Consider the following 26,143-nt stretch of genomic DNA (forward strand, 5'->3'; position numbering starts at 1 on the left):
TTCTGTTTAGTTCTGGAACGAGCTGTTGAGCTTGGCGATCACGGGCAACGCGGACGCGAGATGCTCGATTTCGTCACTGCTGAGGCCTTGGAGCAGTTCGGCCACCATGGCGTTTCGCCGCTGGTTGGCGGATTCGACGGCGGCCGTCCCTGCTTGCGTGATGGCTACTTGGACGGCCCGTGAGTCGTCGGGGTCAGGCTGTCGGGTGACCAAGCCCGCCCGCTCGAGTTTGATGATTTGTTCCGTAGCGCTGGGGACTTTGATGCCCAGGTTCTTGGCGATATCGCCTACGCGGAGGCCGCCGTCGGAAATCATGGACAGCAGGCTGAGCTGCGCGGCAGTGAGCTCACCCTCCGGGTCGAGGCGACGGAACATGTACACGCCGAGCCGAAGCGATTCGCGGAATTCCTGGGCGAGGTCCAGCAGCCGGGGATCAAAGGTGTTCATATTTAGGTAGCCTAATAGTTAGGGTACCTAAATGTCAACGTCAAATGCACCCAAGTAGGTCGCAGATCAGGTCGTTCTCAGCGCTGGGAACGACCTGAACTGCTACTCAGTTGGGTCAGAACGTGAGCTTCATGCCCTCATGGCTCGCGACAAATCCCAGGCGTTCATAAAAGCGATGGGCCGCAACCCGCGACTTGTCCGTGGTGAGCTGCATCAGCGAACATCCACGCTCCCGGGCCTGGTCGATGGCCCACTGAATCATCAACGCGCCAACACCCTGGCCCCGCAGCGCGTCAGAGACCCGAACGGCTTCGATCTGCGCACGCCAGGACCCCTTGCGGGATAGGCCCGGAATGTAGCTGACCTGGAACGTGGCAACCACCTCGCCGCCCAGCTCGCCCACTACCAAAAGGTGCGCCGGGTCGGCGTCGATCGCGTCAAAAGCCCGCTCGTACGGGGCTAAATCATCGGTGGCCTCACGCGTGGCGCCCAGCTGATCATCCACGAGCAGCTCGAGGATGCGCGGCACGTCGCCCTTGCGGGCATGCCGGAGGGTAAAGGTTCCACTCTCGACGGCGGCGGTCAGCAGGGCGGGTTCGGCGCGGGATTGGGTAGTCACCACCCCAGCATGCCACTCCGGCCAAAATACTTCGGAACTCAGTATTGCTAAGTACCGGTACCTAGTTCTACTATGTAGTGGTAGCTAGTAATACTGAGTAGCGAGGGAGGTGTCCGATGGGCAAGCAAATGACGGAGATGCTCAAAGGCACATTGGAGGGCATTGTTCTGGCCCTCCTGACCGGGAAAGCAGCGTACGGATACGAGATCACCACGCAGCTCCGGGAGCAGGGATTTACAGAGATCGCTGAAGGCACCGTATACGCGCTGCTGGTCAGGATCGAGCAAAAGGGGCTGGTGGACGTTGAAAAGCGCCCGTCCGAAAAGGGGCCGCCCCGCAAGGTCTACACGCTCAACACGCAGGGCGAAAAAGAACTGAACGAATTCTGGAACACCTGGAGCTTCTTGTCCGGACGGATTGAAGAGCTCCGCAAGGAAGGAAAATAACATGGCCGCAAAATGGATCGAACTGGTCACCGGATCACTCGAGCAGAAGAAACAGTACAAGCAGGCCAAGGCCAGGCTCGATGCCCTGCCTGAGCCCTACCTCGCAGTAGCCACCGCCTTCAACCGCTACCTGATGTACTACGGCGGCGTCACTGAAGGCGACACCATGGTCCAAATGTTCACGGACTTCGCAGACCTCTGGGAACGCGCCGCAGTGGACGGCACACCCGTCAGCGAGATCGTGGGCGAAGATCCGGTGGAGTTCGCCGAGAGCTTCGCCCAGGCCTACGGCGGAAAGCGCTGGATCGACAAAGAACGCGACCGTCTCAACAAGGCGATCGATAAAGCGAAGGAGGCGGAATCATGACCGCTGCAGCAATCCGGGTAGAGGGCATTGAGAAGTCGTTCAAGGCCCTCCACGTACTCCGGGGCGTGGACTTTGAGGTGGCGCCCGGCAGTATCTTTGCGCTGCTGGGCTCCAACGGAGCGGGCAAGACCACCATCGTGAAGATCCTGTCCACCCTGCTGAAAGCGGATGCGGGCTCGGCCGCCGTCGAAGGCTTTGATGTGGCCACCGAGCCGCTCAAGGTGAGGCAGTCCATCAGTCTCACCGGGCAGTTCGCAGCAGTGGACGAGGTCCTCTCCGGCAAAGAGAACCTGGTGCTGGTGGCGAAGCTGCGTCACTTGAAGAATCCCGGTGAAATCGCCGATGAATTGCTGGCGCAATTCAGCCTCACCGAAGCCGGGTCCCGAAAGGTAGCGAGCTATTCAGGCGGCATGCGTCGCCGCCTGGACATAGCGATGAGTCTGATCGGCAACCCCCAGGTGATTTTCCTGGACGAGCCCACCACCGGCCTCGATCCCGAAGCCCGCCTGGAGGTGTGGCAGATCGTCAAGAACCTTGCCAAGCAAGGGACCACAGTCCTGCTCACCACTCAGTACCTCGACGAAGCTGAACAACTGGCAGACCGTATTGCCATCCTCCACGAGGGACGGATCATCGCCAACGGCACCCTTGCCGAACTCAAGCAATTGCTCCCGCCGGCCAAGATCGAATACGTCGAAAAGCAGCCGAGCCTGGAGGACATCTTCCTGGCGCTGGTGGGCAGTGGCAACACTGCGGCCGGCACCAATGCTGCCGGCACCGCTGCCGCCGGCAACGAGTCAGTAAAGGACAGGTCATGAACACCCATTTCTTCGCAGACACCTCGGTCCTGCTGGGCCGTTCCATGCGGCACATCTTCCGGAGCGTTGACACCATCATCACCACTGCGATCACCCCGATCGCCCTGATGTTGCTGTTCGTCTACGTCTTCGGAGGGGCCATCAGGACCGACACCGAGAACTACGTCAACTACCTGCTTCCGGGGATCATGCTGATCGCCATTGCCTCCGGCATTGCCTACACCGCAGTCCGGCTGTTCACCGACATGCAGAGCGGCATCTTTGAGCGGTTCCACTCCATGCCGATCGCACGCTCGTCGATTCTCTGGGCGCATGTCTTGACCTCGTTGGTGGCCAACGGACTTTCGCTGGTGATCATCGTGTTGGTGGCCCTGCTCATGGGTTTCCGCAGTTCCGCCAATGTCCTGGACTGGCTGGCCGTGGCTGGCATCCTGGCACTCTTCACGTTGGCACTGACCTGGATCGCGATCATCGCGGGTCTTTCGGCGAAGTCCGTTGACGGCGCGGGCGGGTTCTCCTATCCGCTGATCTTCCTTCCGTTCATCAGCTCGGCCTTCGTCCCGACGGAAACCATGCCAGGCCCGGTCCGGTGGTTCGCCGAAAACCAGCCAGTGACCTCCATTGTGAACACCATCCAGGATCTGCTCGCCCAGCGTCCTGTGGGTGGCGACATCTGGGTAGCCCTGGCGTGGTGCTTGGGGATCCTCATCGTCTCCTACGCCTTCGCTACCGCTGCCTACAAGCGCCAGATCGCCTAGGTCCCACCCGGCCACAACAACGGCTAAAGCTCCTCTTTTCCATAGGGGGAGCTTTCGCCATGCAGACCGATTCGCCATTGGTCAGACATTAGCTATAGCTTTATCGAACAGATTTGTAACGGCCGTCACCATTGTGGCGGGTCCTTCGAAGGGTTCTTGAACTAATGTCCGACCAGACAACACCGGAGTTGCTCCGCGCCTCTAGCAGGGACAGCGAACCGCACCTGTCACGCTCGCTCAGCAACCGCCACATCCAGCTCCTGGCCATCGGCGGTGCCATTGGAACCGGCCTCTTCATGGGCTCCGGCAAGACCATCTCCGTCGCCGGTCCCTCCGTGATCTTCGTGTACATGATCATCGGCTTCATGCTGTTCTTCGTCATGCGCGCCATGGGCCAGTTGCTCCTTTCCAACCTGAACTACAAGTCCTTCAGCGACTTCGCGGGCGACCTCCTGGGTCCCTGGGCAGGATTCTTCACTGGCTGGACTTACTGGTTCTGTTGGGTAGTCACCGGCGTGGCAGACGTCATCGCCATTGCGGGCTACGCCGACGAGCTCTGGCCGGGAATCCAGCTCTGGATCCCGGGCCTGGCCACCATCATCATCCTGCTCCTCCTGAACCTGCCCACCGTGAAGGCTTTCGGTGAGACTGAGTTCTGGTTCGCGCTCATCAAGATCATCGCCATCGTGGCACTGATTGTTGTGGGCCTGGTGATGATCTTCACCGGTTTCCAGTCCAACGCAGGAACCGCGAGCTTCACCAACCTCTGGAGCCACGGCGGCTTCTTCCCCAAAGAATTCATGGGCTTCGTAGCCGGCTTCCAAATCGCCGTCTTCGCCTTCGTGGGAATTGAGCTGGTGGGTACGGCCGCCGCGGAAACCAAGAACCCTGAGCACAACCTCCCCCGCGCCATCAACGCCATCCCCCTGCGCGTCATGCTCTTCTACGTAGGCGCCCTGATCATCCTCATGTCCGTCACCCCGTGGACAGAATTCAAAGCCGGCCAGAGCCCGTTCATTGCCATGTTCTCCCTGGCGGGCCTGGGAATGGCAGCCACCGTGGTCAACCTTGTGGTCCTCACCTCGGCCATGTCCTCCGCCAATTCGGGCATCTACTCGACGTCGCGCATGGTCTACGGCCTGGCCAACGACGGCGACGCACCCAAACTCTTCGGCAGCCTTTCCAGCCGCAAAGTACCCCAAAACGCACTGTTCCTGTCCTGCGTCCTGCTGCTGGCCGGCGTCGCACTTCTCTACGCAGGCAAGGACGTGGGCGTGGCGTTCGACATGGTGACCACCGTGTCCGCCGTCTGCTTTATGTTCGTGTGGTCCATCATCCTGGCCAGCTACCTTGTGTACCGCAAGCGCCGGCCCGAACAGCACGCGGCCTCACCGTTCAAGATGCCCGGCGGCATCCCCATGGTGTGGGTGGTGTTCGCGTTCTTCGCGTTCCTGGTCTGGGCACTCACCACTCAGCCGGATACGCTCACGGCCCTGCTGGTCACGCCCATCTGGTTCGCCATCCTTGGCGTGGCCTACGCCGTTGTCCGGAGATCACCCCTGCACCAGGCCCGCGTGGCTGAGTGGAAGGCGATGTCGGAGGCTGAAACCGCCGCAGCGCGCTAAGTCTTAACCTCGTAAGTCGTAGCCCCGGAAACCACGACGTCGGCACCCTGGCTTGGGTGCCGACGTCGCGGTTTTCTACCTCACTTCATTCCCTGCGGCTAAGCGGACCTGCGCCGACGGCTGGCAACCAGTGCCAAGCCTCCAGCAATCAGAAGGACTACCGCCGCGGACAACCCGACCACGACGCCGGAGGCACCGGTGTCAGGCAGGTTCCCGGTGGCTGCAGCGGGGGCCGTGGGGCCCGGCGCAACGGGAGCAGCGGAAGGGGCGGGAGCCGTGGGACTCGTCGTAGCGGGAGGATCAGTGACCCTTGCAACGGGAGGAACAACAACCACCGGCTTTACTATGACCTCACTTGAGTCAGTCCCCGTAACCTCGTCTCCACCGGGCGCCGTTGCAGACGCAGACACTATGTTGATGTAGGACTGCGTGACATTGGTTTGGGCTACGACCCGGCTGGCCGTCTGGCCCGGAGCAAGAGTGGCAACCGGCTCGATGGACCCCAGGGCGGGGTCATCGAATCGGACATCCGTGAGTACGGTATTGCCCGTGTTGGTCACGCTGAGTTGCCAATAGACAGTCTCGGCCGGATCGATGGTGACAGATTCGCTCCAAGGCCCCTCCTGGTGGGTGGAGACGAGCTTGTCCACCTTCAGCCCGGGGATGGCCCCGAAGTAGTACGAATCATCGGTGGCACTTAGCTCAGGACCACCGTTGGGGCTCGCAGCCGACGCCGTCACCGTGTTCTTGTACTGACCTTCAATAGCCTTGCCGCGAGCCGACAGCTCAACAGAGGCCCCAGGCGCCAAGGAAGGAATCGTCCCGGAGAACACCTCCTTGCCAGCACTGTCCGTATCAACAACCAGGACGTCCTTCAGAGCGAGGTCGCCGGTGTTCTTCACGGTGTACGTCCACTCCACATCACTGCCAGGAACCACCTGCGGCCCCGGAGCAGCCTTAACATCCTCACCATTTGTTGTCTTCACAACAGACAAGCCGGCGTTGCCGCTGAGATACCAGGACTCAGCGGTGACCGGTACAGGCTGCTGAGCCAGAGGGGTTCCATCTGCGTCAGTAGCCGACGCCGAAGCCGTGGCCGTGTTGTGGTACTGGCCTGGCACGGCGGCACCATGAGCAGTGAAGACACGGGTGTCGCCGGGAGCCAGCGCGCCGGTGTCACTCGAAGTGGGAACCAGAGTGCCCGTGCTGCCATCCCCTGCCGAGAAGGCATCTGAAACTGCCACGTTTGAGAGTGGGGTATTGCCCGTGTTGGTTACCTCGTAGGCCCAGGTCACGTCCGAGCCGTTGGCCACTATGGCACCAGGAGCTGACGAGTAGGCGGTTCCGTTGGTCTTCTTCACGATTCCCAAGGCAGGAGTACCTGCAACATTCACAGCCGCCTCGTTGGTGGCGAACTGTACCGTTTCCCCGTTATACGTTCCCGTAGCGACAAGTACATTGGTTGCCTTGTCTCCGAACCCGGGATGTCCCGCGACCTTGGTGGGAACCACCAACGTGAAATCATCTCCGGTTGCCAGAACGTCAACGAACATCCGGAAGGCAGTGGCGTTGACCGGATCAGCGGTCCAGCTGCCCGAGGTGGCATCCGTGGCGTCTGTGGAGTATTCGATCTTTGCCCCCACGGGCGCGCCGGTCACTGCCCCCGAAAGGATGACGTCGAAATCGTCGCCTGTTGCCACAGCCGGCAAACGATCAAAGAGGGTGGCGCCGGTAACCGGGTTCGGAAGGACGTTGCTGACGTAGATCTGCCAGAACGCGGCCTCGTCAACGGTGGTGGCCAAGGACCACGGACCTGTTGCCGAGGCGCTGGACAGTTTATCCAGCAGCAAACCACCGGCGATGTTGATGGACACGCGGCCAATATCCTTGGCCACACTTTCCCGTGCAGCGTCGAAATTGTAGGTGTCGTCGCTGAAGAAGGGGGCATAGCCAATCATCGGCACTGTCTGCTCGGCGTTGCCGCCGTCTGCAACTCCGATGAACCGCGGGTCTCCCGTGGAAGCATAGGATTCGACCTGAATGGACGAGGTACCGGGGTCATAGGCCTTGGCCAGGACAGTAACAGGAATGTCGTACTGCCATCCGGTGTTCTCAACCCGGCGGTCAGAAGGTTCTTTCGGATCCCGCATGGGGCTGATGTGATCGTACGTGAAGGTGATGACCTGCAGTTCACAACCATCTGCATCTGTGACCCGCGAGGTGGAATCCACCGTCACACCGTTGCCGATGGTTGGGATTGGCTCCACGCCCACTGATAGGTCCGTGATGGGCGTGATGGTCTTCGTGGGATCGTACTGAACACCGCAGGGAAGAACCACGGACATCGTGGCGTCTGCGTAGGTTTCTGACGGGTTTTGGTTGACGATACCTGCCCGGATGGTTCCAGTGTCACCCACGCTCAGGACCGACGGAACGGTGACGTTGGTGGTCAGGTACACAGAATCCACAGGGGTAAAGACGTCAGATGCCTCGCCCGTGAGGTCACCTGCCTTGAGTGTGGCCGTGTTGTTCACGGGTCCTGGTGCAATACCCGCTGGGCTGTTCGAAGCGAGCACACCCTCGATGATATCGCGGAAGACCGGCACGCTCCCCACTGTGACCCGCATTTCCGAGCTAACGGGCACTGTTTCATTGCCAGGTGCAACGGAGACGCGCCACCCTGTCAGAACGGAACCCGGCGGCAGGTCGAGCGTATTGTTCCCGTTGAAGGTCTCCCAGCCACTTGAACCGGTGTTCTGGACGGTCAGCGCCAAGTTGGTACTGGTGGAGGGTTCGGCGGGGGTGAACGTCTGCCACGCATCGGAGTAGTCAGTCTGGTACTCAAAGCTGTAGGGCAGATCCTCCGTTGCCAGCACCGGACTGAAGACCACGTTGATGGCAGTGACATCGTTGTGGTGAAACCACTCCTCCGACGGGCCACCGGCTGTGCCACTGTCGGTGACAACGAGGTCCCCGGCCCTTGGGCTGTTGCGCGGCCCGAGGTAGGAGGCATTGACGTAGGTGCTCCTGGCAATCATGCCGGCGGAAGTCTGACCTCCTGAAGATTTCTCGATGGCCATTGTCACGCCACCTGCAGGACTGAAAGCGGGGCCCTGTGCAGCGGCGGGTTCACCTGCCCGGACCACGCCGTTGGCGTCTGTGGTCTCCAGGGTCACAGTGTTGACCGGAGGCCGCTGGCCATCTTCCCAACCAGCAACGTCCTCCGGGTACCGGACGGTCAGCCAAATGCCGGTGTTACTTCGGTCCAGGCAATATCCCGTATGGTCGTATCGTTCGTCATTGGTCCAGGTGGCTGCGGGCCAGGCGCTGGTGTCCCATGCACCCAGACCGGAAGAGGCGGACGCGAACTCTGTGCCTGCCGGGAAGACATCAGCGAGTTTCTGCGCGTAGGCGGAGAAACTCAGGTAGCTTTCCTCGGAGCATACGTTGAACCGGTAAGTCACCTCGCGATGGGTGGAGCCGGTGATGGTGGTGGCCGTCTTCTGCGCCCGGTAGTCATGGGGTCCAGTGACCTTTGACGTGACAGGCCCGGAAGTTACCTGGCCGCCAGGTCCACCCGTGCCGGTCATCTCCGTATTCAGCGGAAAGCCCTCATATTTGCGCTCGTTGTCCACCTGCGACACCGTGTACACCACGCTGACAAGGTCCTCAGTGGTTTCGCCGAGGACCATGCTCAGCACACGGGTAGCGGGGTCGTAACTGTGGCTCAGGACTGGTGAGGAGCCACCGGTAGGCAGCCCCGCGAAGGTAGTACCTTCCGGAAGCGTTGTGGTCATTTCCACACCGGTTGCCGGATGGGAAGAATCGACGCCGCTGAAATCAGCGGTTGCCGTGTAATTGTAGTTCTGGCTCAGCGGGACCGTTTCCGGGGCGGAGAGCGAGATGGTGAAATCCCCGGCGGCTGCCATGGCCGGGGAAACACCCAGCATCAGTGAACCTGCAGTGACCACTACGGCGAGGGCTGCTGCCGGAACCTGCAGGATGGAACGCCTCCGAGACGGTGGTATCCGGGGCCTGGCACTGGAATCCTTCGGCGAACCCGGCGTCTTTTCCCGCCGGCCGAAACGGCCCCATGACTGTAATGCGGACATTCAAAGCTCCCTAGCTAGTCCCGGCCACACCTCCCCGGTGCACTCAGTGCGCAGGGACAAGCAACTCAGGATGTTTGAAAAGTGAGCGTTTACTCTCTTTTCTAACTAGTGTGGGAGGTTCGGCAAACGTGACGGAGAGTTTCCTGTTCACGCCCGTATGTGGATAACTCCGAAATGGGGGCAACCCAAAGGGCCTCAGGCGAAGTAAACACCAATGCGATTGCCGTCGATTTCCTCAATGCGGATATCGATGTCGTAGACGTCGTACAGCATTCCCGCACGCATGATGTCCGAGGGCGCGCCCTGATGGATGAGGCGGCCGTTTTTCATGGCCAGGATGGTGTCCGAATAGCAGGATGCGAAGTTGATGTCATGGACCACCAGGACAATGGTCTTCCCGAGATCGTCAGCCAGGCGCCGCAACAGTCGCATCATTTCCACGGAGTGCTTCATATCCAGGTTGTTCAGGGGTTCGTCAAGTAACAGGTACTCCGTGTCCTGCGCCAGGACCATGGCAATGTATGCACGCTGACGCTGACCACCGGAGAGCTCATCCACGAATTTGTCCGCCATGGACGTGAGGTCCAGCTGCCGGATGGCTTCGTCGACGTGCTCAAGATCCTGAACTGTTGGCCGGCCACCGCTGTGCGGGAAGCGCCCAAACGCCACAAGATCGCGAACGGTCAACCGCATGGTCAGGTGGTTTTCCTGCCGAAGGATGGCCATGGTTTTGGCCAATTCCCTGCTGGGCGTCGCTGTGACATCCAGGCCGGCCACGGATACTCCCCCTGCGTCCATGGGCTGCAGGCGGCTGATCAGGGAGAGCAGTGTGGACTTGCCGGCGCCGTTGGGGCCGATGATGGACGTGATGCCGCCTCGGGGGATCTCGCAGCTGACGTCATCCAGCACGGTGGTGCCACCGTAGCGCTTCGTCACGTTGCGGACGGTAATCATTTCAGTGAGCCTTTCAGCAACAGGTAAAGGAAGAGGATGCCGCCGGTAAATTCGATAATCACGCTCAGGGCAGTGGCGAAACCGAACACGCGCTCCAGCACCAACTGGCCACCCACCAGCGCGATCGCACCGATCAGGACCACCATCGGCAACAGCCACGCGTGCCGGAAACCGCGGCAGAGCTGATATCCGAGGCTCACAACCAGGAGCCCGAAGAACGTCACCGGCCCCACCAACGCCGTGGAAATCGCCACCAGCAGCGAGCACGCAAGCAACACACGCATCACCACGCGCTTGTGGTCGACGCCTACGTTGATGGCCACTTCACGGCCAAGCGCCAGGACGTCCAGCGTGTGCCTCGTGCGCCACACGCCGACGCATACCAGGGCCACCAGCACGGCAGAAACACCCAGCAGGCCTGGATCCACATTGTTGAAGCTGGCGAAGAACAAGTCCTGCAGAATGATGAATTCGCTGGGCTCCATCAGCCGCTGCAGGAGCGAGGAAAAGCCGCGGAACAGGGTTCCCAGGACGATCCCCACGAGCAACAGCAGGTGCAGCGATCGCGTGGCTCCGGTGAACATCCAGCGGTACAGGAATGCACTGAAGCCCACCATCAGCAGGATTTCCAGCCCGAACTTCAGTGTTGACGGCGCCGTGGCCAGCGTGGCGGCACCGGCCACGAACGCCAGCGCGGTCTGCACCAGAATGTACAGCGAGTCGAAGCCCATGATGGATGGCGTCAGGATCCGGTTGGCCGTCACGGTCTGGAACAGCAGCGTGGATACACCCACCGCCACGGCCACCAACAGCATGGCGGACACCTTGATGGCCCGGCGCGGCAGGATGTAGGCGATGCTTCCCTTGAGGTCGATCGTCAGGAATACAGCAACAAGCACGACGGCGGCAATTGCCAGGATGCCGATCACCAGTCCCGGTGGGGTGTTCCGGACGGCATCGCGCCACCTGCCTGGCGTGGACCAACGGGTACGGGGGGAAACGGGAGCGGCGGACTTTAGAGGAGCTGAAGTTTCAGGCATTGCGTTTCCTCAAGAGCAGGAAGAGGAACAGGACGGCGCCCACCACCGACATGACCATGCCGACGGGCACTTCGTAGGGGAATCGGATGGTCCGGCCAATGATGTCGCAGACCAGCACGAACGCCGCCCCAAAAAGCGCGGTCCACGGCACAGCCCGGCGGAGGTTGTCCCCGAACAGCAGGGACACCATGTTGGGAACCACCAGGCCAAGGAAGGGCACAGCACCCACGGTGGTAACAACAACGGCTGAGATCAGGGAGACGATCATCAGGCCAAGCCGCATGGTGCGTGCGTAGTTGAGGCCCAGGTTGGTGGTGAAGTCCTGCCCCATGCCGGCCACGGTGAAGCGGTCGGCGGCAAAGAGGCCCACCAGGACCAGGACGGCCACGATCCACAGGAGCTCGTACCGGCCGCGCAGCACTCCGGAGAAGTCGCCGATCATCCAGTTACTGAGCGTCTGGAGGAGGTCGAAGCGGTAGGCAAAGAACGTGGTGACGGCAGCAATCACGCCGCCCAGCATGATGCCAACCAGCGGGATGAGCAGGGTGTTGCGGGCAGGGAGGCGGCGCAGGATCGCCAGGAAGAGCGCGGTTCCCAGCACGGCGAACACAGAAGCCACCAGCATCTTGGTGAGGATCGGAGACTCCGGGGCGAGCACGGTCACTACCAGGATTCCGAGCGTCGCTGATTCCACTGTTCCCACGGTGGAGGGCTCCACGAACCGGTTGCGGGCCATGAGTTGCATGATCAAACCGGCGACGGCGACGGCCATCCCGGCCAGAACCACAGCCAAGGTGCGCGGCACCCGCGAAACCCAGAAGATTTCCCAGGCCCCGGCGTCGTTCGCCAACAAAGCGGGCAGCGAAACATCGCTGACGCCTACGAAAATGCTGGCCACGGCGATTACCAGCACAACAGCGGCAGCCGCAACCAGACGGGCGGTTTCGCCAGTCCGGTTGCGGCTTGCTGCGGCCGTGGGACGCACGGCTGTAGTTGTCACGTCAGGATTTCAGATGATGCGGGCTGTCAGGCGACGGAGTCGGCCACTGCGGTGACCATGCCCTGGACGTTGTTCAGTCCGTAGCCCACGATGTACCAGCCGGCAGGATCGAGGTTGACGATCTTGTTATTCTTGGCGGCGTTGGTGGACTTCACGAGCTCGTTGTCCAGGATCGGGTTGGCCGTGGAACCGGCGGTGCCGATTGCGGTGTCGCGGTTGATGACGTAGAGGATGTCCGGGTTGGTTTCCTTGATGTATTCGAAGGAAACGGCCTCGCCGTGGGAACCCTCAGACTTGACGTCGGCAGCCGTCGGGACGCCCAGGACGTCGTGGATGATGCCAAAGCGGGAGCCCGCACCGTAAGCGGTGACTTCGCCGCCGGAGGTGAGGACGATCAAGCCCTTGCCGGCGGTAGCTGCCTTGGCCTTGGTATCGGCCACAGTCTTGTCCACCTCTGCGAGCTTGGAGGCGACTTCGTCTTCCTTCTTGAAGATCTTGCCGAGCTTCTCAGTCTGGGCTTTGAAGCTTTCCATGGGCTTTGCGGCGTCCACGGAAAGGTCAATGGTGGGAGCGATCTTGCTCAGCTCTTCATAGGCCCCCGCGGTGCGGCCGGAGATGATGATGAGGTCAGGAGCGGCGGAGCTGACAGCTTCGAAGTCGGGTTCCTTGAGCGAGCCAACCTTGGCGTATTTGGCTTCGGAGAACTTCTTCAACGCCTCTGGGTAGCTGGCTTCGGGAACACCGGTGGGCTCGACGCCGAGCGCGTTCATGGTGTCCAGGACGCCGAGGTCGAACGTGACAACCTTGGCCGGGTTGACGGGAACGTTGGAGGTGGAGCCCTGTGCGTGCTCGATGGTGATGGTGCTTGCCTCTTCCGGCTGCGAGGACGCAGTCGCGCCGCCTCCACACGCCGTAACGGTCAGCAAGGCAGCCCCTGCAGCCAGTGCCCCAATGTAGCTCGACAGCCTCTTTTTCACGCCGGTACTCCACTCATTAATAAGTCATAGATGTGTTGCCTAATTGCCTTTGACTCTATTAGTAAGGTGAGGCTAACTTCAAAACCAAGAGGCCCTCCAGCGGGTGAAAGTGAGCTAACTCACTTGTTTTTCTCCCGCTGGAGAGCCTTTATGACGATCGGTGGTGGAACTTATGCCTCGGCCTGCCGGTCCTCCACAAGTTTCTGCAGAGCAGGAAACAGCGGGTGCGACGGCGTCAGTTCCGTGATGCGTTCGACGGCGGCAGCCGCGTCCATCTCCGACACCATCCTTGCGAGCTCTACAGCTTCGTCGTCGGCACCATCGTCGAAGCGAAGGGCGGCCGACATAGCTTCCAAGAGAGCCACCGGAGTAACCCCGCGCTCGGCCAACTCCGCGGCAGGACCAACAAAACGCTCGTGCCGGCCGAGTTTCCGCAAGGGCGCGCGGCCCACGCGGTTCACGGTGTCCGGCAGGTGCGGGTTGGTGAAGCGGGACAGGATCTTCTGCACGTACGCTTCCTGCTCGGCCTCCACGAATCCGTGCTTGGCCACCAACAGCTCCTTGGTCTCCTCCAGCACAGCCCGGACCTTCGCAGCAACGGACGGATCGGCCATCGCATCGGAGATCTTCTCCAGGCCAGCCGCATACCCAAAGTACGCCGCCGAAGCGTGGCCGGTGTTCACCGTAAACAGCTTGCGCTCGATGTACGGGCCCAGCTCATCCACGAAGGTAGCGCCGGGGATGTTCGGCGCATTCTCGCCAAAAGGCGTCCGATCAATAACCCACTCGAAGAACGTCTCCACCGTGACGTCCAAGCCTTGGCCCGGCGCCTGGTTGGGGACAATGCGGTCCACCGCAGTGTTGGCAAAAACAGCGACGGCGTCCAGGTCGCCGGCGGAGTCGTCCCAGGCCGCCCGGATCTCCGTGTGCAGGATGTCCGTGGCGTTGATGGCGTTCTCGCAGGCCATCACCTGGAGGGGCGGCAAGTCCGTGGGACGCGCCGCCAACCCACGTGCGATCACGGGGGCCACGAACTTCAGGATGTGCGGCCCAACAGCCGTGGTGACCACGTCCGCCGTCGAAATTTCCTCAACAACAGCGGCTTCCTGCGACGCCGAGTTAAAGGCGCGGAAACCGGTGACGGTCTTGACCGCGGGGTTCTCGCCTACCTCGTGGACGTCGTAACTGCTTGCCGAGGCGAGCTGGCTGATCAGCGCGTCCGCTACATCCGCGAACACCACCTCATAGCCGGCCTCGTGGAGCAGCAGCCCCACGAAGCCACGTCCGATGTTGCCTGCCCCAAAATGGACTGCCTTCACTATGAGTTGACCTTTCCGAACAGCTCCAACACTTCATCAACCGTGGATGCTTCCTCCAACTGGGCAACCTGCGCCTTGTTGGTGAAGATCTTGGCAATCGAGGACAGGATGTGGAGGTGCTCGTTGTTGATCCCGGCCACGCCCACCACAAACTTCACTTGCTTGCCGCCCCAGTCGATGCCTTCGGGGTAGCGGATGATGGACACTGCCGAGTGGTTGATGTGTTCCTTGGCGTCGTTGGTGCCGTGCGGGATCGCCAGGAAGCTGCCCATGTAGGTGGACACGGATTCCTCGCGCTCGTGCATGGCATGAACGTAACTGACGTCAACGGCACCGCGGTCCAGCAGGAGCTTTCCGGCTTCGTCGATCGCTGCGTCACGGTCATGGGATGTGCCGTTCAGGATCACGCTTTCGCGGAGCAGGACGCCTTTACCTTCGACGGCGGCGGCCGGTTCAGCGGTATGCGCACCGTGGGCGGGGGCTGCTGTTGTGGCAGCTGCGGCGGGCTGGACGTCGTCGGCGAGGGCCGCCGTCGTGCCTGTACCGGTAGCCGCGCCTTCAGTGTTGCTGCTCCGGACCAGCTCGACGATTTCCTCGTACCGCGGGCTGTTCATGAAGTTGTCCACCGAGTAGTGAACGGCGCTGGCCGTCCTCGGCTGGGCGCGTTCGGTCAGGTCCTGGTGCGTGACCACAACGTCATAGCTGTCGCTGAGGTTGGCGATGGCCGAGTTGGTGACCTTGACGTCCGGGAAGCCGGCCGCCTTGATCTTGTTGCGCAGGACCGAGGCACCCATGGCGCTGGAACCCATGCCGGCGTCGCAAGCGAACACGATGTTCTGGACCGGGCGGGTCAGGACGGTGCCAGGCTGGGCGCCGCTGTTGCCCGCCTGTTCGCCGGTCAAGGCAGAGGAGACGGAGCTCTTCTTACCCTTCATGGCTTCCATGCGGGACGTTGCCGCGGAGAGGTCGTCGTCGCCCTTGTCCTTGGAGGTACGCAGGATGACCGCAGCGATGAGGAAGGACACAGCCGTGGCCAGAATGACCGCAAGAATCACGCCAACGTAACTGTCGCGTGATGTCTGCGCCAGCACGGCGATGATTGAACCCGGCGCCGCCGGAGCAACCAACCCGGAATTGGTGATGGCCATGGTGGCGATGCCTGCCATGCCGCCGCCGATCGCAGCGAGGATGAGGATGGGCTTCATCAGGACGTACGGGAAGTAGATCTCGTGAATGCCGCCGAGGAAGTGGATGATGGCTGCGCCCGGCGCTGAAGCCTTGGCGGCTCCACGGCCGAAGAACATGTACGCCAAGAGGATGCCCAAGCCGGGGCCAGGGTTGGCTTCGAGCAGGAACAGGATGGACTTGCCTTGTTCCAGCGACTGCTGAATACCCAGCGGGGTGAGCACGCCGTGATTGATGGCGTTGTTGAGGAAGAGGACCTTGGCAGGCTCAATGAAAATGCTGGTCAGCGGCAACAGGCCGTTGTTGACCAGGAACTCCACTACCTCCCCGGCACGGTCCGTGAACCACTTAACCAGGTAGGAAAGACCGTAGAAGCCGCCCAACGCCAACACTGCGCCCCAAATACCGGCGGAGAAGTTGTTGACCAGCATCTCAAAGCCCGGACGGATCTTGCCGTCCCAGAGGCGGTCGATCTGCTTCATGGTCCAGGCACCCAGCGGGCCCATGATCATGGCGCCGATAAACATGGGAGAGTCTGTACCCGCAATCACGCCCATGGTGGCAATAGCGCCCACAACGCCGCCCCTGACGTCATAAACCATCCGGCCGCCCGTGTAGGCAATCAGGATCGGAAGGAGGTACGTGACCATGGGGCCAACAATGCCAACGTTGGGACCGCCGTCGGCGTTGGTGCCGAAGCCACCCAACTCGGCTACGGGGATCCAGCCCTTCTCGATGAACAGGGCAGTGATGAGGCCCCAGGCGATGAAGGCGCCAATGTTGGGCATGATCATGCCGGACAGGAATGTTCCGAACTTTTGGACACCAACGCGGGCGCTGGTGCGGGGCTTCGCAACTGTCTCTGTTGCCATGTGAATTCCTAACGTGTGTCCCGCTGCGGCGCGGGGTCAGTCGATATAGATCGAGAGAGAACAGCCTTAGGAGCTGCTGGAAATGCGGTGAAGCCACTCAAGGAACAGCTTCAATTCAGAGCTGGAAAGTTGGTCCGAATGTGAGGCCTGCAGTGCCGCATTCAGGGCGATTGCCGCAACAACTACAGACGACTTACCGGAGTCGTCCGCTGCGGCGCCACGGGCGGTGTCCGTGGAGACAGCAAAAATCATGGAATCCCGGGTCATCGTTGAGAGCTCGAGGTTCCTTTCTTCCACCGGTTCAGCGATCAGCATGAGCGTGACACCCACGTTGGCCGCCAGAATGCTGCGTGCCGCTTCGCGGGGCGGCACATTGATCTGACCGGAGATAGCGGCCTTGTTCAGCATCTCTTCCAGAAGCACTTCAGCATCGGCCACGATTGCCGGGCGGCTTTCCGGTCTGATGTTGCCGAACATCACCAGATACAGATGGGGTTGGCTCAGCCCGAACTGGACGTGGTTATCCCACATCCGCCGGACGTCTTCCAAGGGCTCCCCGGACGGTGCAAAATCCCGCTCCCCTGCCACGTACTCTTCAAATCCGGCTGATACGACGGCGTCGAACAGACCTTCTTTGTCGCCAAAGTGGTGGTAGAGCGTAGGCGCCGTGACCCCGGCAAGCTTGGTGATCTGGCGCGTTGAGACCGCTGACCCCTCCGAATTCGCCAGCAATTCGGCAGCTGCGCGAAGCAACCGAATTTTGGGCGGAAGCTGGTCATCGAAACTCATAACCGCTACCCTAGCACCTATAGCGTTGCTATATGAAGTGGCTCACAAAGGAATTTTGTAGGCTAGTTTTCGAGGCTCCCGGTGCCGTCGCCGGCGGGCCTGAACCAACAAGCAGGAACAGAGGATTCAGTGCAGAATTTCCAAGGAGTAGGGGTAAGCCCTGGCCGCATCATTGGTTCCGTCCGCCAGATGCCCAAGCCGGTGAGTGAGCCGCCGTCGGGAGAGCGTCTGGCTTCGGATCTTTCGCCAGAGGAGGCAGTGGCTGGTTTGAAAGCGGCCGCGCAGTCGGTCCATGACGAGCTCAAGGGACGCGCGGACAGCGCTTCAGGCGACGGCAAGGCCGTCCTTGAAGCCACTGCGCTCATGGCCAAGGACACCATGCTCCTGAAATCGGCAGCCAAGCTCATCAACGCCGGATCTTCAGCGGAGCGGGCCATTTGGGAAGCCGGCGCGTCTGTCTCTGAAATGCTGCACAACCTGGGCGGCTACATGGCCGAGCGCGCCACCGACGTCCTGGATGTCCGCGCCCGCATCGTGGCCGAACTCCGCGGCGTCCCTGCCCCCGGAATTCCTGCCTCGGACACGCCGTTCATTCTGGTGGCCGAGGACCTCGCACCAGCCGACACCGCAACCCTGAATCCCGCGGTGGTCCTGGCACTGGTGACTTCCGGCGGTGGACCGCAGTCCCACACGGCAATCATTGCCCGCTCACTCGGCCTGCCCGCTGTTGTTGCCGCGCACGGCGTTGACTCCGTGGCCGACGATTCCGAGGTTTACGTGGACGGCGCGGCTGGTTTCGTCGCCGTTTCCCCCTCTGAGGAGCAGCGCGCCGCAGCGACGGCGTGGGCGGAAACCTCCGCCACGCTCGCCGAATTCGACGGAAATGGCACGACGGCGGATGGCCACTTGGTGCCGTTGCTCGCCAACGTCGGCGGAGCCAAGGACGCTGTGGCAGCTGCCGCTTTGGGCGCCCAGGGTGTTGGCCTTTTCCGCACCGAGTTCTGCTTCCTGGAACGCGACACCGAGCCCTCCGTGGACGAGCAAGCCGCCGCTTACAAGGCAGTTTTCGACGCCTTCCCGGGCAAGAAGGTCGTCCTGCGCACCCTTGACGCCGGCGCCGACAAACCCCTCCCCTTCCTCACGGATGCCTCCGAGCCCAATCCTGCACTGGGCGTCCGCGGCTACCGCACCGACTTCACCACACCGGGGGTCCTGGAGCGCCAGCTCGAGGCCATTGCGCGGGCAGCCTCAGAATCCGAGGCCGATGTGTGGGTCATGGCTCCCATGATCTCCACGGCCGCCGAAGCCGGCCGCTTCGCATCCCTGTGCGCTGCAGCCGGAATTCAGACGCCCGGCGTGATGGTGGAAGTTCCCTCTGCTGCCCTGACTGCAGCCACCGTCCTGCGCGAAGTCGGGTTCGCTTCCCTTGGCACCAACGACCTCACCCAGTACGCCATGGCCGCCGACCGCCAACTCGGACCCCTTGCCGAACTCAACACCCCGTGGCAGCCGGCCGTGCTCCGGCTCGTCCAGCTCACCGTGGAGGGCGCCACGCAGGAAGGCTCCGGCCGCGAAGGCGATCCCAAGCCGGTGGGCGTCTGTGGTGAGGCAGCCGCCGACCCGGCCCTCGCCGTCGTACTCACCGGGCTGGGCGTCACCACACTGTCCATGACCGCGCGATCCTTGGCCGCCGTCGGGACTGTATTAAAGACCGTCGCCCTGGAGCAGGCGCAGGAACTCGCGCAACTCGCTTTGTCCGCGCCGAGTGCCCTTGAAGCCCGCGACTGGGTCCGCGCCAAACTCCCCGTCCTCGAAGAACTCGGCCTCTAGCCTTCACTTCCGATCCTTAGGAGAAACCCATGCCCGAACGCACAGCCACCATCGCCAGCCGCTCCGGCCTGCACGCCCGCCCCGCCGCCTTGTTCGCCGAGGCAGCCGGCGAGCAGCCCGTGGAAGTCACCATTGCCATGCAAGGCGAACCTGCCGATGACGCGCTCGACGCCGCCAGCATCCTTTCGCTCATGACACTCGGCGCCGCTAAGGGCGACGTCGTGGTGCTGCGGGCCGAGGGCGATGGTGCCGACGCTGCGCTGGACGCACTGGTGAAGCTGCTGGAGACGGACCTGGACGCGGAGTAACCGCTCGGCACGCGTGATCCCCGACGCGCTCCCCGTTTCGATGGTTCCCTGCCGATCATGCCGTGCGCACGGCATGATCGGCAGGGAACCCCCGAATCGGGTGACAGGGTCGCTCGACCGGGAGTAGGTTCGGGCTATGAACGAGCGCGCCATCCCCATCCTTCCGTGCAAATACGTGGACGACGTTGTGCCGTTCTACGAGGCCTTGGGCTTCACAGTGACCTTCCGGCAGACCCGGCCCAACCCCTATGTGTGCTTCAACCGGGGCGGGATCGATCTTCACTTCTTCGGGTTGGAAGCCTTCGAGCCGGAAAACTCCATGGGCACCGCTATTGTGCTGGTGGAGGATACGGGTGTGCTGTACCAGGAGTTCGCGGCCGGTCTCCGCGCAGCGTTTGGAAAGCTGCCTCTTGCCGGGATTCCGCGAATCACCAGGCCGCGCCGCAAGCAGGGAACCACTGCCGGGTTCACCGTGGTGGATCCGGGCGGGAACTGGCTCAGGATCAGTGCGCTGGGTGACACGGAGGACGACGGGTCTGCTTCCGACGGGGCCGGACGGCTGGACCGAGTGCTGATGAACGCCGCGCGGCAAGGCGATGCCCGCGGGGACGAAGTCCGGGCTATCTCGGTGATTGAGGCGGGGCTTTTGCGTCACGGGGATGCAACGGACGCTGAGAAACTCCCTCTGTTGGTCTACCTCGCCGAACTCCACCACCGCAGCGGGAATCCCGAGCTCGCTGGATCGGCGCTGGATACAGTCGACGCACTCATACTAAATCCCGCTGAACGTGAGGCCTCGGCCGAGGAACTGGCCACCGCGGCCGAGCTCAGGGGTGCGTTGTAGCAGCCCCGTCACCCGACGCGCTCCCCGTTTCGATGGTTCCCTGCGAACAATGCCGTGCGCACGGCACGATCCGCAGGGAACCCCTGAATCGGGTGAGGGACGTCATGCGGGGCTGCGGCTCGCGGGGCAGGCCAGCCACGGGCGAGCATCAGGCTAGGCTTCTGCCATGGCATTGATAGCTCCCCGCGCAACAGCCGGCCTGCCCGCCGACGAGGCCCGGAATCTGGCTCGCGCCCTCCAGGACAGCAACGACATCACCGTGTTCGTGGATGGCACGGTCCACCGCTTGCCGAACGAGGCGAGGGACGCCGTCGTCGATCTCCTGGCCAGGCTGAGCCGTGGCGAAACGGTGACAGTCAGCAGCGTGGAGGAAATGCTCACCACCTCGCAGGCCGCGGAGCTTGCGGGCATCTCCCACACATATCTGCGCAACATGACCGATCGCGGCGAAATCCCGGTGGAGTACCGCGGAACGCATCGGAGGATCCGTCAGGCTGCCATCATGGCCTGGCTGGAAACCCAGAAGAAGAAGCAGGCCGCGGAAGCTGACAACGCCTCGGATGAGAACAAAGCGACACCGTAGCCCAACCCCTCATCCCGGCATGCTGTTGAATAGCGGTATGCCTTCACGTTCCCCGTCGATTGTCTGGCCCGTGGTCCACCACGAACGCCGTGCCCTGTTGCAGGACCTGGAGCGCCTTCCAACAGCGCAGTGGCAGACGCCGTCGCTGTGTGCCGGGTGGGATATTCATGACGTCCTGGCCCATGTGATCGATAGCGCCAAGACCACGCGCCTGAACTTCATTCGCCGGATGATTGCCTCCCGAATGGACTTTGACCGGGATAACGCCGTAGGGGTCGAGCTCGAAAAAACCGCGGACCCTGCGCAGACGTTGAACGGGCTGCGCGCCGTGCTTTCGCGGACCTCCGGCCCGCCCGCGAGCTTGGCCACCCGCCTCGTTGAGGCGTTCGTTCATGGCGAGGACATCAGGCGCCCGCTGGGCATCCGCCGCGACTATCCCGCCGAGCATGTAGCCGCCGCACTCAGCTACCAGGTCAGGACCACCACCAAAATGGGTGGCGGCAAGGAGATCGCGGAGGGTTGGCGTTTGGTGGCCACTGACACCTCCTTCCAGCACGGTACTGGCCCGGCAGTTGAGGGGACCGCCCTTGCCCTGCTGCTGGCGGTTTCCGGGCGGCCCATCGATCAGGACGAACTGAGCGGCCCCGGGGCTCCGGTGTTCCGGCAACGCTTGGATAACCCGTGAACGCTCCAGGCAAGAGCAAAGGTCTGCGCTCTGCCGACGTCCACGGCGCGGGACTGACCGGGCGGATCCTCTGGGCAGAGGGCACGCCCCCGCCTGAACCGGGCGCAGAAACCCGGAACGAGCCCGCGTACATCTTGATTCATGGGATTGGCGTATCCCACCGCTACTTGGAGCGGCTGCATGCAGTCCTCGCCGCGAGCGCGCCGGTGTATTCGCTGGACCTGCCCGGTTTCGCCGGGACGCCTAAGCCCGCCCATCAGCTATCTGTGGAGGATTACGGCGCCTTCATTGCCGAAGCCCTCACGTCCTGTGGCATCGATTCCTATGTGTTGGTGGGTCATTCCATGGGAGCGCAGTTCGCCATTGAGGCGGCTTTGCATGCTCCGGATCAGGTCAGGCAGTTGGTCCTGATGGGGCCGGTGGTGGACTCCCGGCATAAGAACGTTGGCCGGCAGTCCTTGGCGCTGTTCCTGGACGGGCTGCTCCGTGAGAGCCCGTCATCCAACTGGATCGTTACCTCGGACTACTTTCGCTGTGGGCCGCGCTGGTACCTCGCCGAGCTTCGCGCCATGATGGCTTACCGGACCGAAGAGCGGCTGGCGGGCATCGGCGTGCCGGTGCTGATTCTGCGCGGTAGCCGCGACCAGGTAGCGGGCCCGGATTGGTCACTGCGGTTGTCCAGGACAGTGGCGCAGGGGCGCCTGGTGGAAATTCCGGGCGTCGGGCACGTAGCGCAACACATGAGACCCAGGGCTGTGGCGGATGCCATCCGGAGCTTTGTCACCGCCACGACTCCCCACCGCTAAGCACTTGAAGAACGACGCCGGCGCTTGGCTTGGGTGCCGCTTGTCGGGTGGACTGATTCCCGGCTAGGCTGACGGAGCACTCGCATTAGTAAGTTTGCTTACGAAAGGGCTGATCGTGACTGACAAAGACTCGAATGAAGAGACCCAAGGCTTCGGCGCCACTGGCGCCACAGGACCTTACGACACGACTTCCGATGCCGACAGCATCCACGACGATCCCGATATGCGCCAGGACGAAGACGAGGACCCCGCAGCCTCCGCCAACCCGGACCCGCTGGACGGCAACGTCACGGGGCTGGAACCCGGCGGTGGAGTTCCCCCGGGCGAAACCCCGCCCGCGGAGGGCAGCATGAGCAGCGACCAAGGCCACGAGGAGTAAACACGTTGCCAACCCGCTGCTACGTTGCTGGCCAGCGACGTAACAGCGGGTTCGCAACGTACTTACGGGCTCCCGGCTAGCGCAGCTTCAGAATCTCCCCGAGATCGTAGGCAGCTGGCTCCTCCAGCTGCGAATACGTGCAGCTCTCCGGGGTCCTGTCCGGCCGCCACCTGCGGAACTGCGTGGTGTGCCGAAACCTCTCCCCCTCCATATAGTCGTACTTCACTTCGATCACGAGCTCGGGCCGCAGGGGCACGAAGGAGAAATCCTTACCTCCGCTCCACCGGCTTTGAGCACCGGGCATGCGTGAACCTCCGGCAGCTTCGTCCTGCTTGGCCCACTCACCCCATGGGTGCTCGCTAAGTTCGATTTGGTATGGCTCCAGCTCAGCCACCAGGGCCTCCCGCTTGGCCATGGGGAACGATGCCACCACTCCCACATGATGCAGCCTGCCGGTGTCATCGTGGAGCCCGAGCAGCATGGAGCCCACAACCTTCGCGGTCTTGTGCCAACGGAATCCCGCCACCACGCAATCCGCCGTGCGCTCGTGCTTGGTCTTGAACATCACGCGCTTGTTGGGTTGGTAGGCACCATCGAGTGGCTTGGACAGCACCCCGTCCAGTCCCGCACCTTCCAACTGCACGAACCACTCCTGCGCCCGTTCCAGGTCGGTCACGGCGGGAGTTACATAGATCGGCGGCTCCGCCTTGGCGAGCGCACTTTCCAGGATGGCGCGGCGCTCTGAGAACGGCTTGTCCATCAGGTTTTCATCGCCGAGCGCGAGGATATCGAACGCAACCATGGACGCGGGAGTCTTCTCGGCCAGCATCCTCACCCGGCTGTCGGCGGGGTGAATCCGCTGCTGGAGCACCTCGAATTCGAGCCGGTTGCCCTCGATCAGGATGATCTCGCCGTCGATCACGCACTTGTCCGGGAGGCTCTTTCGCAGCGCCTCAACAACTTCCGGGAAATAGCGGGTCATCGGCTTCTCGTTGCGGCTCCCCAGGATGATCTCGTCGCCGTCCTTGAAGACAATGGTCCGGAATCCGTCCCACTTGGGCTCGTAGTGCCCAACATCAGGGATGGCTGGAACGGATTTGGCGAGCATGGGCGAGACGGGTGGCATCACAGGCAGGTCCATAGACAATGTCTACCCGCCGGTGCACCGCGAAGCTAGTGTTAGGCCATGGATATCTTGCTCGTGTTGGCGGCAGTGCTTGGCGTCCCGGCCCTGGTGGCAGGGCTTTGGTACTGGTCCTCACGGCAAAACAGCCGCGGGGTACGTCGCGCAGCAGCGGGCGGGATGCTCGGAATCGCCGACGAGATTTTCCGGCCGGAAACCCACCAAGCGCATCAGATCCAGAAGATCCAATACGAGCTCCCGGCTCCAGCACCGGCCCCGAAGCCTAAGCGATAGACGCCCCTCGTTCGGGCAGGCCTACCGCCCGTTACATTAATGTGACTTTACTTTCCAGCTCATGTACGGTCTTAGGGCGACCCGAATCTCCGCTGGGCCGCTTCCGGATTGACGCCGAGCTCTGCCGCAATCCGGGATCCGCCAGACCCGCGGCAGAGACGGGGGACCCAGAGTTCCCGGGCTTGTTACCCACAAGCCCTTGGGGTGAAGCCGCCTTGTGCGGCCGGACGGCCTCGTCCGAACCCGACAGCTAACCTCGAAGGCGTTGAGAGGCAACACCATGTCCCCAACCATGGATCAGCCGCGCCGCGACCAAAGCGAACGCGAGCGCACCAAGCCAACCGGACGCCGTCGGGCCCAACCCAGCGGATTCCTTGCCAACACACCGGCAGATTCCACGGATTCGCCGCAGAACCCGGCAAGCCCAGGCACTCCGGCAAGCACCGGAAATCCGGCAGGTACAAGCACGACGCCGGAACCCACCACTGCGGTCACGCCCACCATCGCAGCCCCAGCCACCCGTGCGGAAATTCGCGCGGCCGAGCGTGAGCGTGCCGCTCAGGCTGTGATTGCGCCTGAGTCATCGTCAGCCCCGAAGTCCACCACGCCGGGACCCCCTACCGCTGCCATTCCCATCGTGCCGCCGGCCATGGTTCCGCAGGGCATTGTTCCGCCGGCAGCCATGGAATCCAATGCGAGGGAGTCCAGCGCCGGGGAACCCGCAACGGCAGCTATTCCAGTGGTGCAGCCCGCATCGCAGGAACCCGCAACTGCGGCCATCTCCGTGGTCTCTGCCGGCGATGAATCCGCGAGCACGCCGGAACCGGCTGAATCCGCGCGGTCCTCGCGCGAAGAAGCATCCCCGCGCACGGACGCTGAGTCCCCGCGCGGCAAGTCCCCGGCGCAGGTTGCCGCTGCCGCAACAGCCGCGGCATCGCTGGCGAGCCGCAAGGATGCCCGGACGCAGGCAGCTGCGCCCAGCAGGTCCGGCTTTGGCTCCACCTCCTTTAGCCGTGAACCACAAACCGTCCTGCGAAAAGCAGCATCGGTCAAACACATGAGCCAGCGCATGGCCGTGGTTGCAGGCGCCCTTGGCCTGGTGCTGACAGCCGGCGCTTTGGGTCCGGCCCTTGATCTTCCGTTCTTCGGCCAGGAAACCCCTGCGCAGGAAGCCAGCGGGGGCGATGGTCGTAGCTCAGGTTCGGCGTCGCCCGGGCCCAAGGCGTCCTACACCACGGCGTCGTCTCCAACAGCGTCCTCTCCAACAGCCTCATCCGGGGCAACGGCGTCCTCGGAAGCCGGCCAGCCCGCAACCATCGCACCGGCACCCGGGGCGGTGTCGCCGTCGTCGGCTCCGACACCGCAGGTTTCGCTCGCCAAGCCGGTGTGGGTTCCGTCAGCTGCCGCAGTCCCTGCCGCTCCCGGCGCGAGTAGCCCCGCCCCCACGCAGCCGGCGCCCGCACCGAGCGAGGTGCCCTCGGACACCATCACAACGCCGCCTGCCCCGACGCCAACTGTCACTCCCACGCCGACCCCCACCGGCACTCCCACACCGACGCCCACGCCCACGCCCACGGGAACTGCAACGCCGACGTCCAAACCGAAGCCGGACAAGCCGACCGCTGCCTCGGCCCCGCAAACCAGTGAATCGGCGCTTCAGGACATCCTGGATGCGGCACAGGACGTCCTCGGTTGAGCACGCGCCTGCCCCGCACCTCCACCCACGTGGGGTGGCATAGCCGGTACTGCAGCAGCAGCCGGACTGCCGCGTTCCGACTGCGGATGGGACGCTGGAGCTGCCAGCGTTTGCGGCGCTCCTAAAGCCCCACTTAAAGCCCCACTGCACAGTCCGTAAAAGCACGTACAAGAGGAGGCAGGCACCCAGCCGGGTGCCTGCCTCCTGTTGTTTATTGGTTGCTTAAGTCGCTGTTTATGTCACCGCGTTGGTCGCGTTGAACTTGGC

At 62.7% G+C, this 26,143-nt stretch carries 25 protein-coding genes and 1 riboswitch; of the genes, 14 read left to right on the top strand and 11 right to left on the bottom strand.

Features of this window, described 5'->3' with window-relative positions; genetic code table 11:
• Nucleotides 1–6: 6 nt before the first annotated feature.
• Together CQ020_RS14790 and CQ020_RS14795 are read right to left on the bottom strand one after the other, a co-directional pair.
• On the bottom strand, nt 7–447 hold the full coding sequence (locus tag CQ020_RS14790) for a MarR family winged helix-turn-helix transcriptional regulator (protein ID WP_105692544.1): 441 nt from the start codon (nt 445–447) through the stop codon (nt 7–9).
• Nucleotides 448–562: 115 nt separating this feature from the next.
• Complete coding sequence (locus CQ020_RS14795) at nt 563–1,069, bottom strand: GNAT family N-acetyltransferase (protein WP_105692545.1); 507 nt, start codon at nt 1,067–1,069, stop codon at nt 563–565.
• Between the two features lie 113 nt (nt 1,070–1,182).
• Here CQ020_RS14795 and CQ020_RS14800 point away from each other — a divergent pair, with 113 nt between their 5' ends.
• The 5 genes from CQ020_RS14800 to cycA all read left to right on the top strand — a co-directional run bounded on the left by CQ020_RS14800 (nt 1,183) and on the right by cycA (nt 5,080).
• Entirely contained in the window at nt 1,183–1,512 is a 330-nt protein-coding gene (locus CQ020_RS14800; protein WP_062072679.1) for a PadR family transcriptional regulator, read from the top strand.
• A 1-nt stretch (nt 1,513) separates the two neighbouring features.
• Nucleotides 1,514–1,879: a DUF1048 domain-containing protein gene (locus tag CQ020_RS14805; RefSeq protein WP_105692546.1), complete on the top strand. Its 366-nt coding sequence runs from the start codon at nt 1,514–1,516 to the stop codon at nt 1,877–1,879.
• Entirely contained in the window at nt 1,876–2,697 is an 822-nt protein-coding gene (locus CQ020_RS14810) for an ABC transporter ATP-binding protein (protein ID WP_219844519.1), read from the top strand. Before CQ020_RS14805 ends, CQ020_RS14810 begins: the two co-directional genes overlap by 4 nt.
• Nucleotides 2,694–3,455, top strand: a complete 762-nt coding sequence (locus tag CQ020_RS14815) for an ABC transporter permease (RefSeq protein ID WP_105692548.1) — start codon at nt 2,694–2,696, stop codon at nt 3,453–3,455. Before CQ020_RS14810 ends, CQ020_RS14815 begins: the two co-directional genes overlap by 4 nt.
• 164 nt (nt 3,456–3,619) lie before the next feature.
• Nucleotides 3,620–5,080 carry a D-serine/D-alanine/glycine transporter gene (gene cycA, locus CQ020_RS14820; RefSeq protein ID WP_181151895.1) on the top strand — a complete coding sequence of 487 codons (1,461 nt, stop codon included), beginning with the start codon at nt 3,620–3,622 and terminating at the stop codon, nt 5,078–5,080.
• A gap of 98 nt (nt 5,081–5,178) precedes the next feature.
• On the opposite strand, the gene CQ020_RS14825 is transcribed toward cycA, so the two are convergent.
• From CQ020_RS14825 to CQ020_RS14860, 8 genes are all read right to left on the bottom strand, one after another.
• Nucleotides 5,179–9,192, bottom strand: a complete 4,014-nt coding sequence (locus CQ020_RS14825; protein ID WP_105692550.1) for an LPXTG cell wall anchor domain-containing protein — start codon at nt 9,190–9,192, stop codon at nt 5,179–5,181.
• Nucleotides 9,193–9,387: 195 nt separating this feature from the next.
• A complete protein-coding gene (locus tag CQ020_RS14830; protein ID WP_105692551.1) occupies nt 9,388–10,146 on the bottom strand; it encodes an ABC transporter ATP-binding protein in 759 nt (252 codons plus the stop codon).
• Nucleotides 10,143–11,186 (bottom strand): iron chelate uptake ABC transporter family permease subunit, encoded by a 1,044-nt coding sequence (locus CQ020_RS14835; protein WP_219844520.1) that lies wholly within the window; start codon nt 11,184–11,186, stop codon nt 10,143–10,145. The genes CQ020_RS14830 and CQ020_RS14835 overlap by 4 nt, the downstream gene beginning before the upstream one ends.
• Entirely contained in the window at nt 11,179–12,186 is a 1,008-nt protein-coding gene (locus CQ020_RS14840; protein ID WP_105692552.1) for an ABC transporter permease, read from the bottom strand. The genes CQ020_RS14835 and CQ020_RS14840 overlap by 8 nt, the downstream gene beginning before the upstream one ends.
• A 26-nt stretch (nt 12,187–12,212) precedes the next feature.
• Complete coding sequence (locus CQ020_RS14845; RefSeq protein WP_105692553.1) at nt 12,213–13,163, bottom strand: siderophore ABC transporter substrate-binding protein; 951 nt, start codon at nt 13,161–13,163, stop codon at nt 12,213–12,215.
• 170 nt (nt 13,164–13,333) lie between these two features.
• Nucleotides 13,334–14,482, bottom strand: coding sequence for a mannitol-1-phosphate 5-dehydrogenase (locus tag CQ020_RS14850; RefSeq protein WP_105692554.1), 1,149 nt, complete (start codon nt 14,480–14,482; stop codon nt 13,334–13,336).
• The gene (locus CQ020_RS14855; protein WP_105692555.1) at nt 14,482–16,539 is read right to left on the bottom strand and encodes a PTS mannitol transporter subunit IICBA; all 2,058 of its coding nucleotides are present in this window, start codon (nt 16,537–16,539) and stop codon (nt 14,482–14,484) included. The genes CQ020_RS14850 and CQ020_RS14855 overlap by 1 nt, the downstream gene beginning before the upstream one ends.
• Nucleotides 16,540–16,605: 66 nt before the next feature.
• The gene (locus CQ020_RS14860; RefSeq protein WP_024818530.1) at nt 16,606–17,328 is read right to left on the bottom strand and encodes a TetR/AcrR family transcriptional regulator; all 723 of its coding nucleotides are present in this window, start codon (nt 17,326–17,328) and stop codon (nt 16,606–16,608) included.
• Between the two features lie 129 nt (nt 17,329–17,457).
• Between CQ020_RS14860 and ptsP the strand changes: the two genes are divergently transcribed.
• The 7 genes from ptsP (at nt 17,458) to CQ020_RS14895 (ending at nt 22,763) form a co-directional block, all read left to right on the top strand.
• Entirely contained in the window at nt 17,458–19,158 is a 1,701-nt protein-coding gene (gene ptsP, locus CQ020_RS14865) for a phosphoenolpyruvate--protein phosphotransferase (protein ID WP_105692602.1), read from the top strand.
• 29 nt (nt 19,159–19,187) lie between these two features.
• Nucleotides 19,188–19,466: an HPr family phosphocarrier protein gene (locus CQ020_RS14870; protein WP_089596564.1), complete on the top strand. Its 279-nt coding sequence runs from the start codon at nt 19,188–19,190 to the stop codon at nt 19,464–19,466.
• A 136-nt stretch (nt 19,467–19,602) separates the two neighbouring features.
• Nucleotides 19,603–20,310: a hypothetical protein gene (locus CQ020_RS14875; protein WP_105692556.1), complete on the top strand. Its 708-nt coding sequence runs from the start codon at nt 19,603–19,605 to the stop codon at nt 20,308–20,310.
• Nucleotides 20,311–20,476: 166 nt separating this feature from the next.
• Nucleotides 20,477–20,893 carry a helix-turn-helix domain-containing protein gene (locus CQ020_RS14880; protein ID WP_105692557.1) on the top strand — a complete coding sequence of 139 codons (417 nt, stop codon included), beginning with the start codon at nt 20,477–20,479 and terminating at the stop codon, nt 20,891–20,893.
• A 19-nt stretch (nt 20,894–20,912) separates the two neighbouring features.
• Nucleotides 20,913–21,578, top strand: coding sequence for a maleylpyruvate isomerase family mycothiol-dependent enzyme (locus tag CQ020_RS14885; protein ID WP_219844521.1), 666 nt, complete (start codon nt 20,913–20,915; stop codon nt 21,576–21,578).
• The gene (locus tag CQ020_RS14890) at nt 21,575–22,384 is read left to right on the top strand and encodes an alpha/beta fold hydrolase (RefSeq protein ID WP_105692559.1); all 810 of its coding nucleotides are present in this window, start codon (nt 21,575–21,577) and stop codon (nt 22,382–22,384) included. Before CQ020_RS14885 ends, CQ020_RS14890 begins: the two co-directional genes overlap by 4 nt.
• 115 nt (nt 22,385–22,499) lie before the next feature.
• A complete protein-coding gene (locus CQ020_RS14895; protein WP_024818537.1) occupies nt 22,500–22,763 on the top strand; it encodes a DUF6480 family protein in 264 nt (87 codons plus the stop codon).
• A 76-nt stretch (nt 22,764–22,839) separates the two neighbouring features.
• Here the strand turns inward: CQ020_RS14895 and CQ020_RS14900 are convergent, their stop codons facing one another.
• On the bottom strand, nt 22,840–23,904 hold the full coding sequence (locus tag CQ020_RS14900) for an ATP-dependent DNA ligase (RefSeq protein ID WP_105692561.1): 1,065 nt from the start codon (nt 23,902–23,904) through the stop codon (nt 22,840–22,842).
• A 45-nt stretch (nt 23,905–23,949) separates the two neighbouring features.
• Here CQ020_RS14900 and CQ020_RS14905 point away from each other — a divergent pair, with 45 nt between their 5' ends.
• Both CQ020_RS14905 and CQ020_RS24030 read left to right on the top strand, forming a co-directional pair.
• Nucleotides 23,950–24,180: a hypothetical protein gene (locus tag CQ020_RS14905; protein WP_146116661.1), complete on the top strand. Its 231-nt coding sequence runs from the start codon at nt 23,950–23,952 to the stop codon at nt 24,178–24,180.
• Nucleotides 24,181–24,309: 129 nt separating this feature from the next.
• Nucleotides 24,310–24,457, top strand: a riboswitch (cyclic di-AMP (ydaO/yuaA leader).
• Between the two features lie 3 nt (nt 24,458–24,460).
• The gene (locus CQ020_RS24030) at nt 24,461–25,876 is read left to right on the top strand and encodes a hypothetical protein (RefSeq protein ID WP_146116662.1); all 1,416 of its coding nucleotides are present in this window, start codon (nt 24,461–24,463) and stop codon (nt 25,874–25,876) included.
• The last annotated feature ends 267 nt before the right edge of the window (nt 25,877–26,143 follow it).

The organism is Arthrobacter sp. MYb23, from assembly GCF_002979775.1.
Taxonomy (GTDB): Bacteria; Actinomycetota; Actinomycetes; order Actinomycetales; family Micrococcaceae; genus Arthrobacter.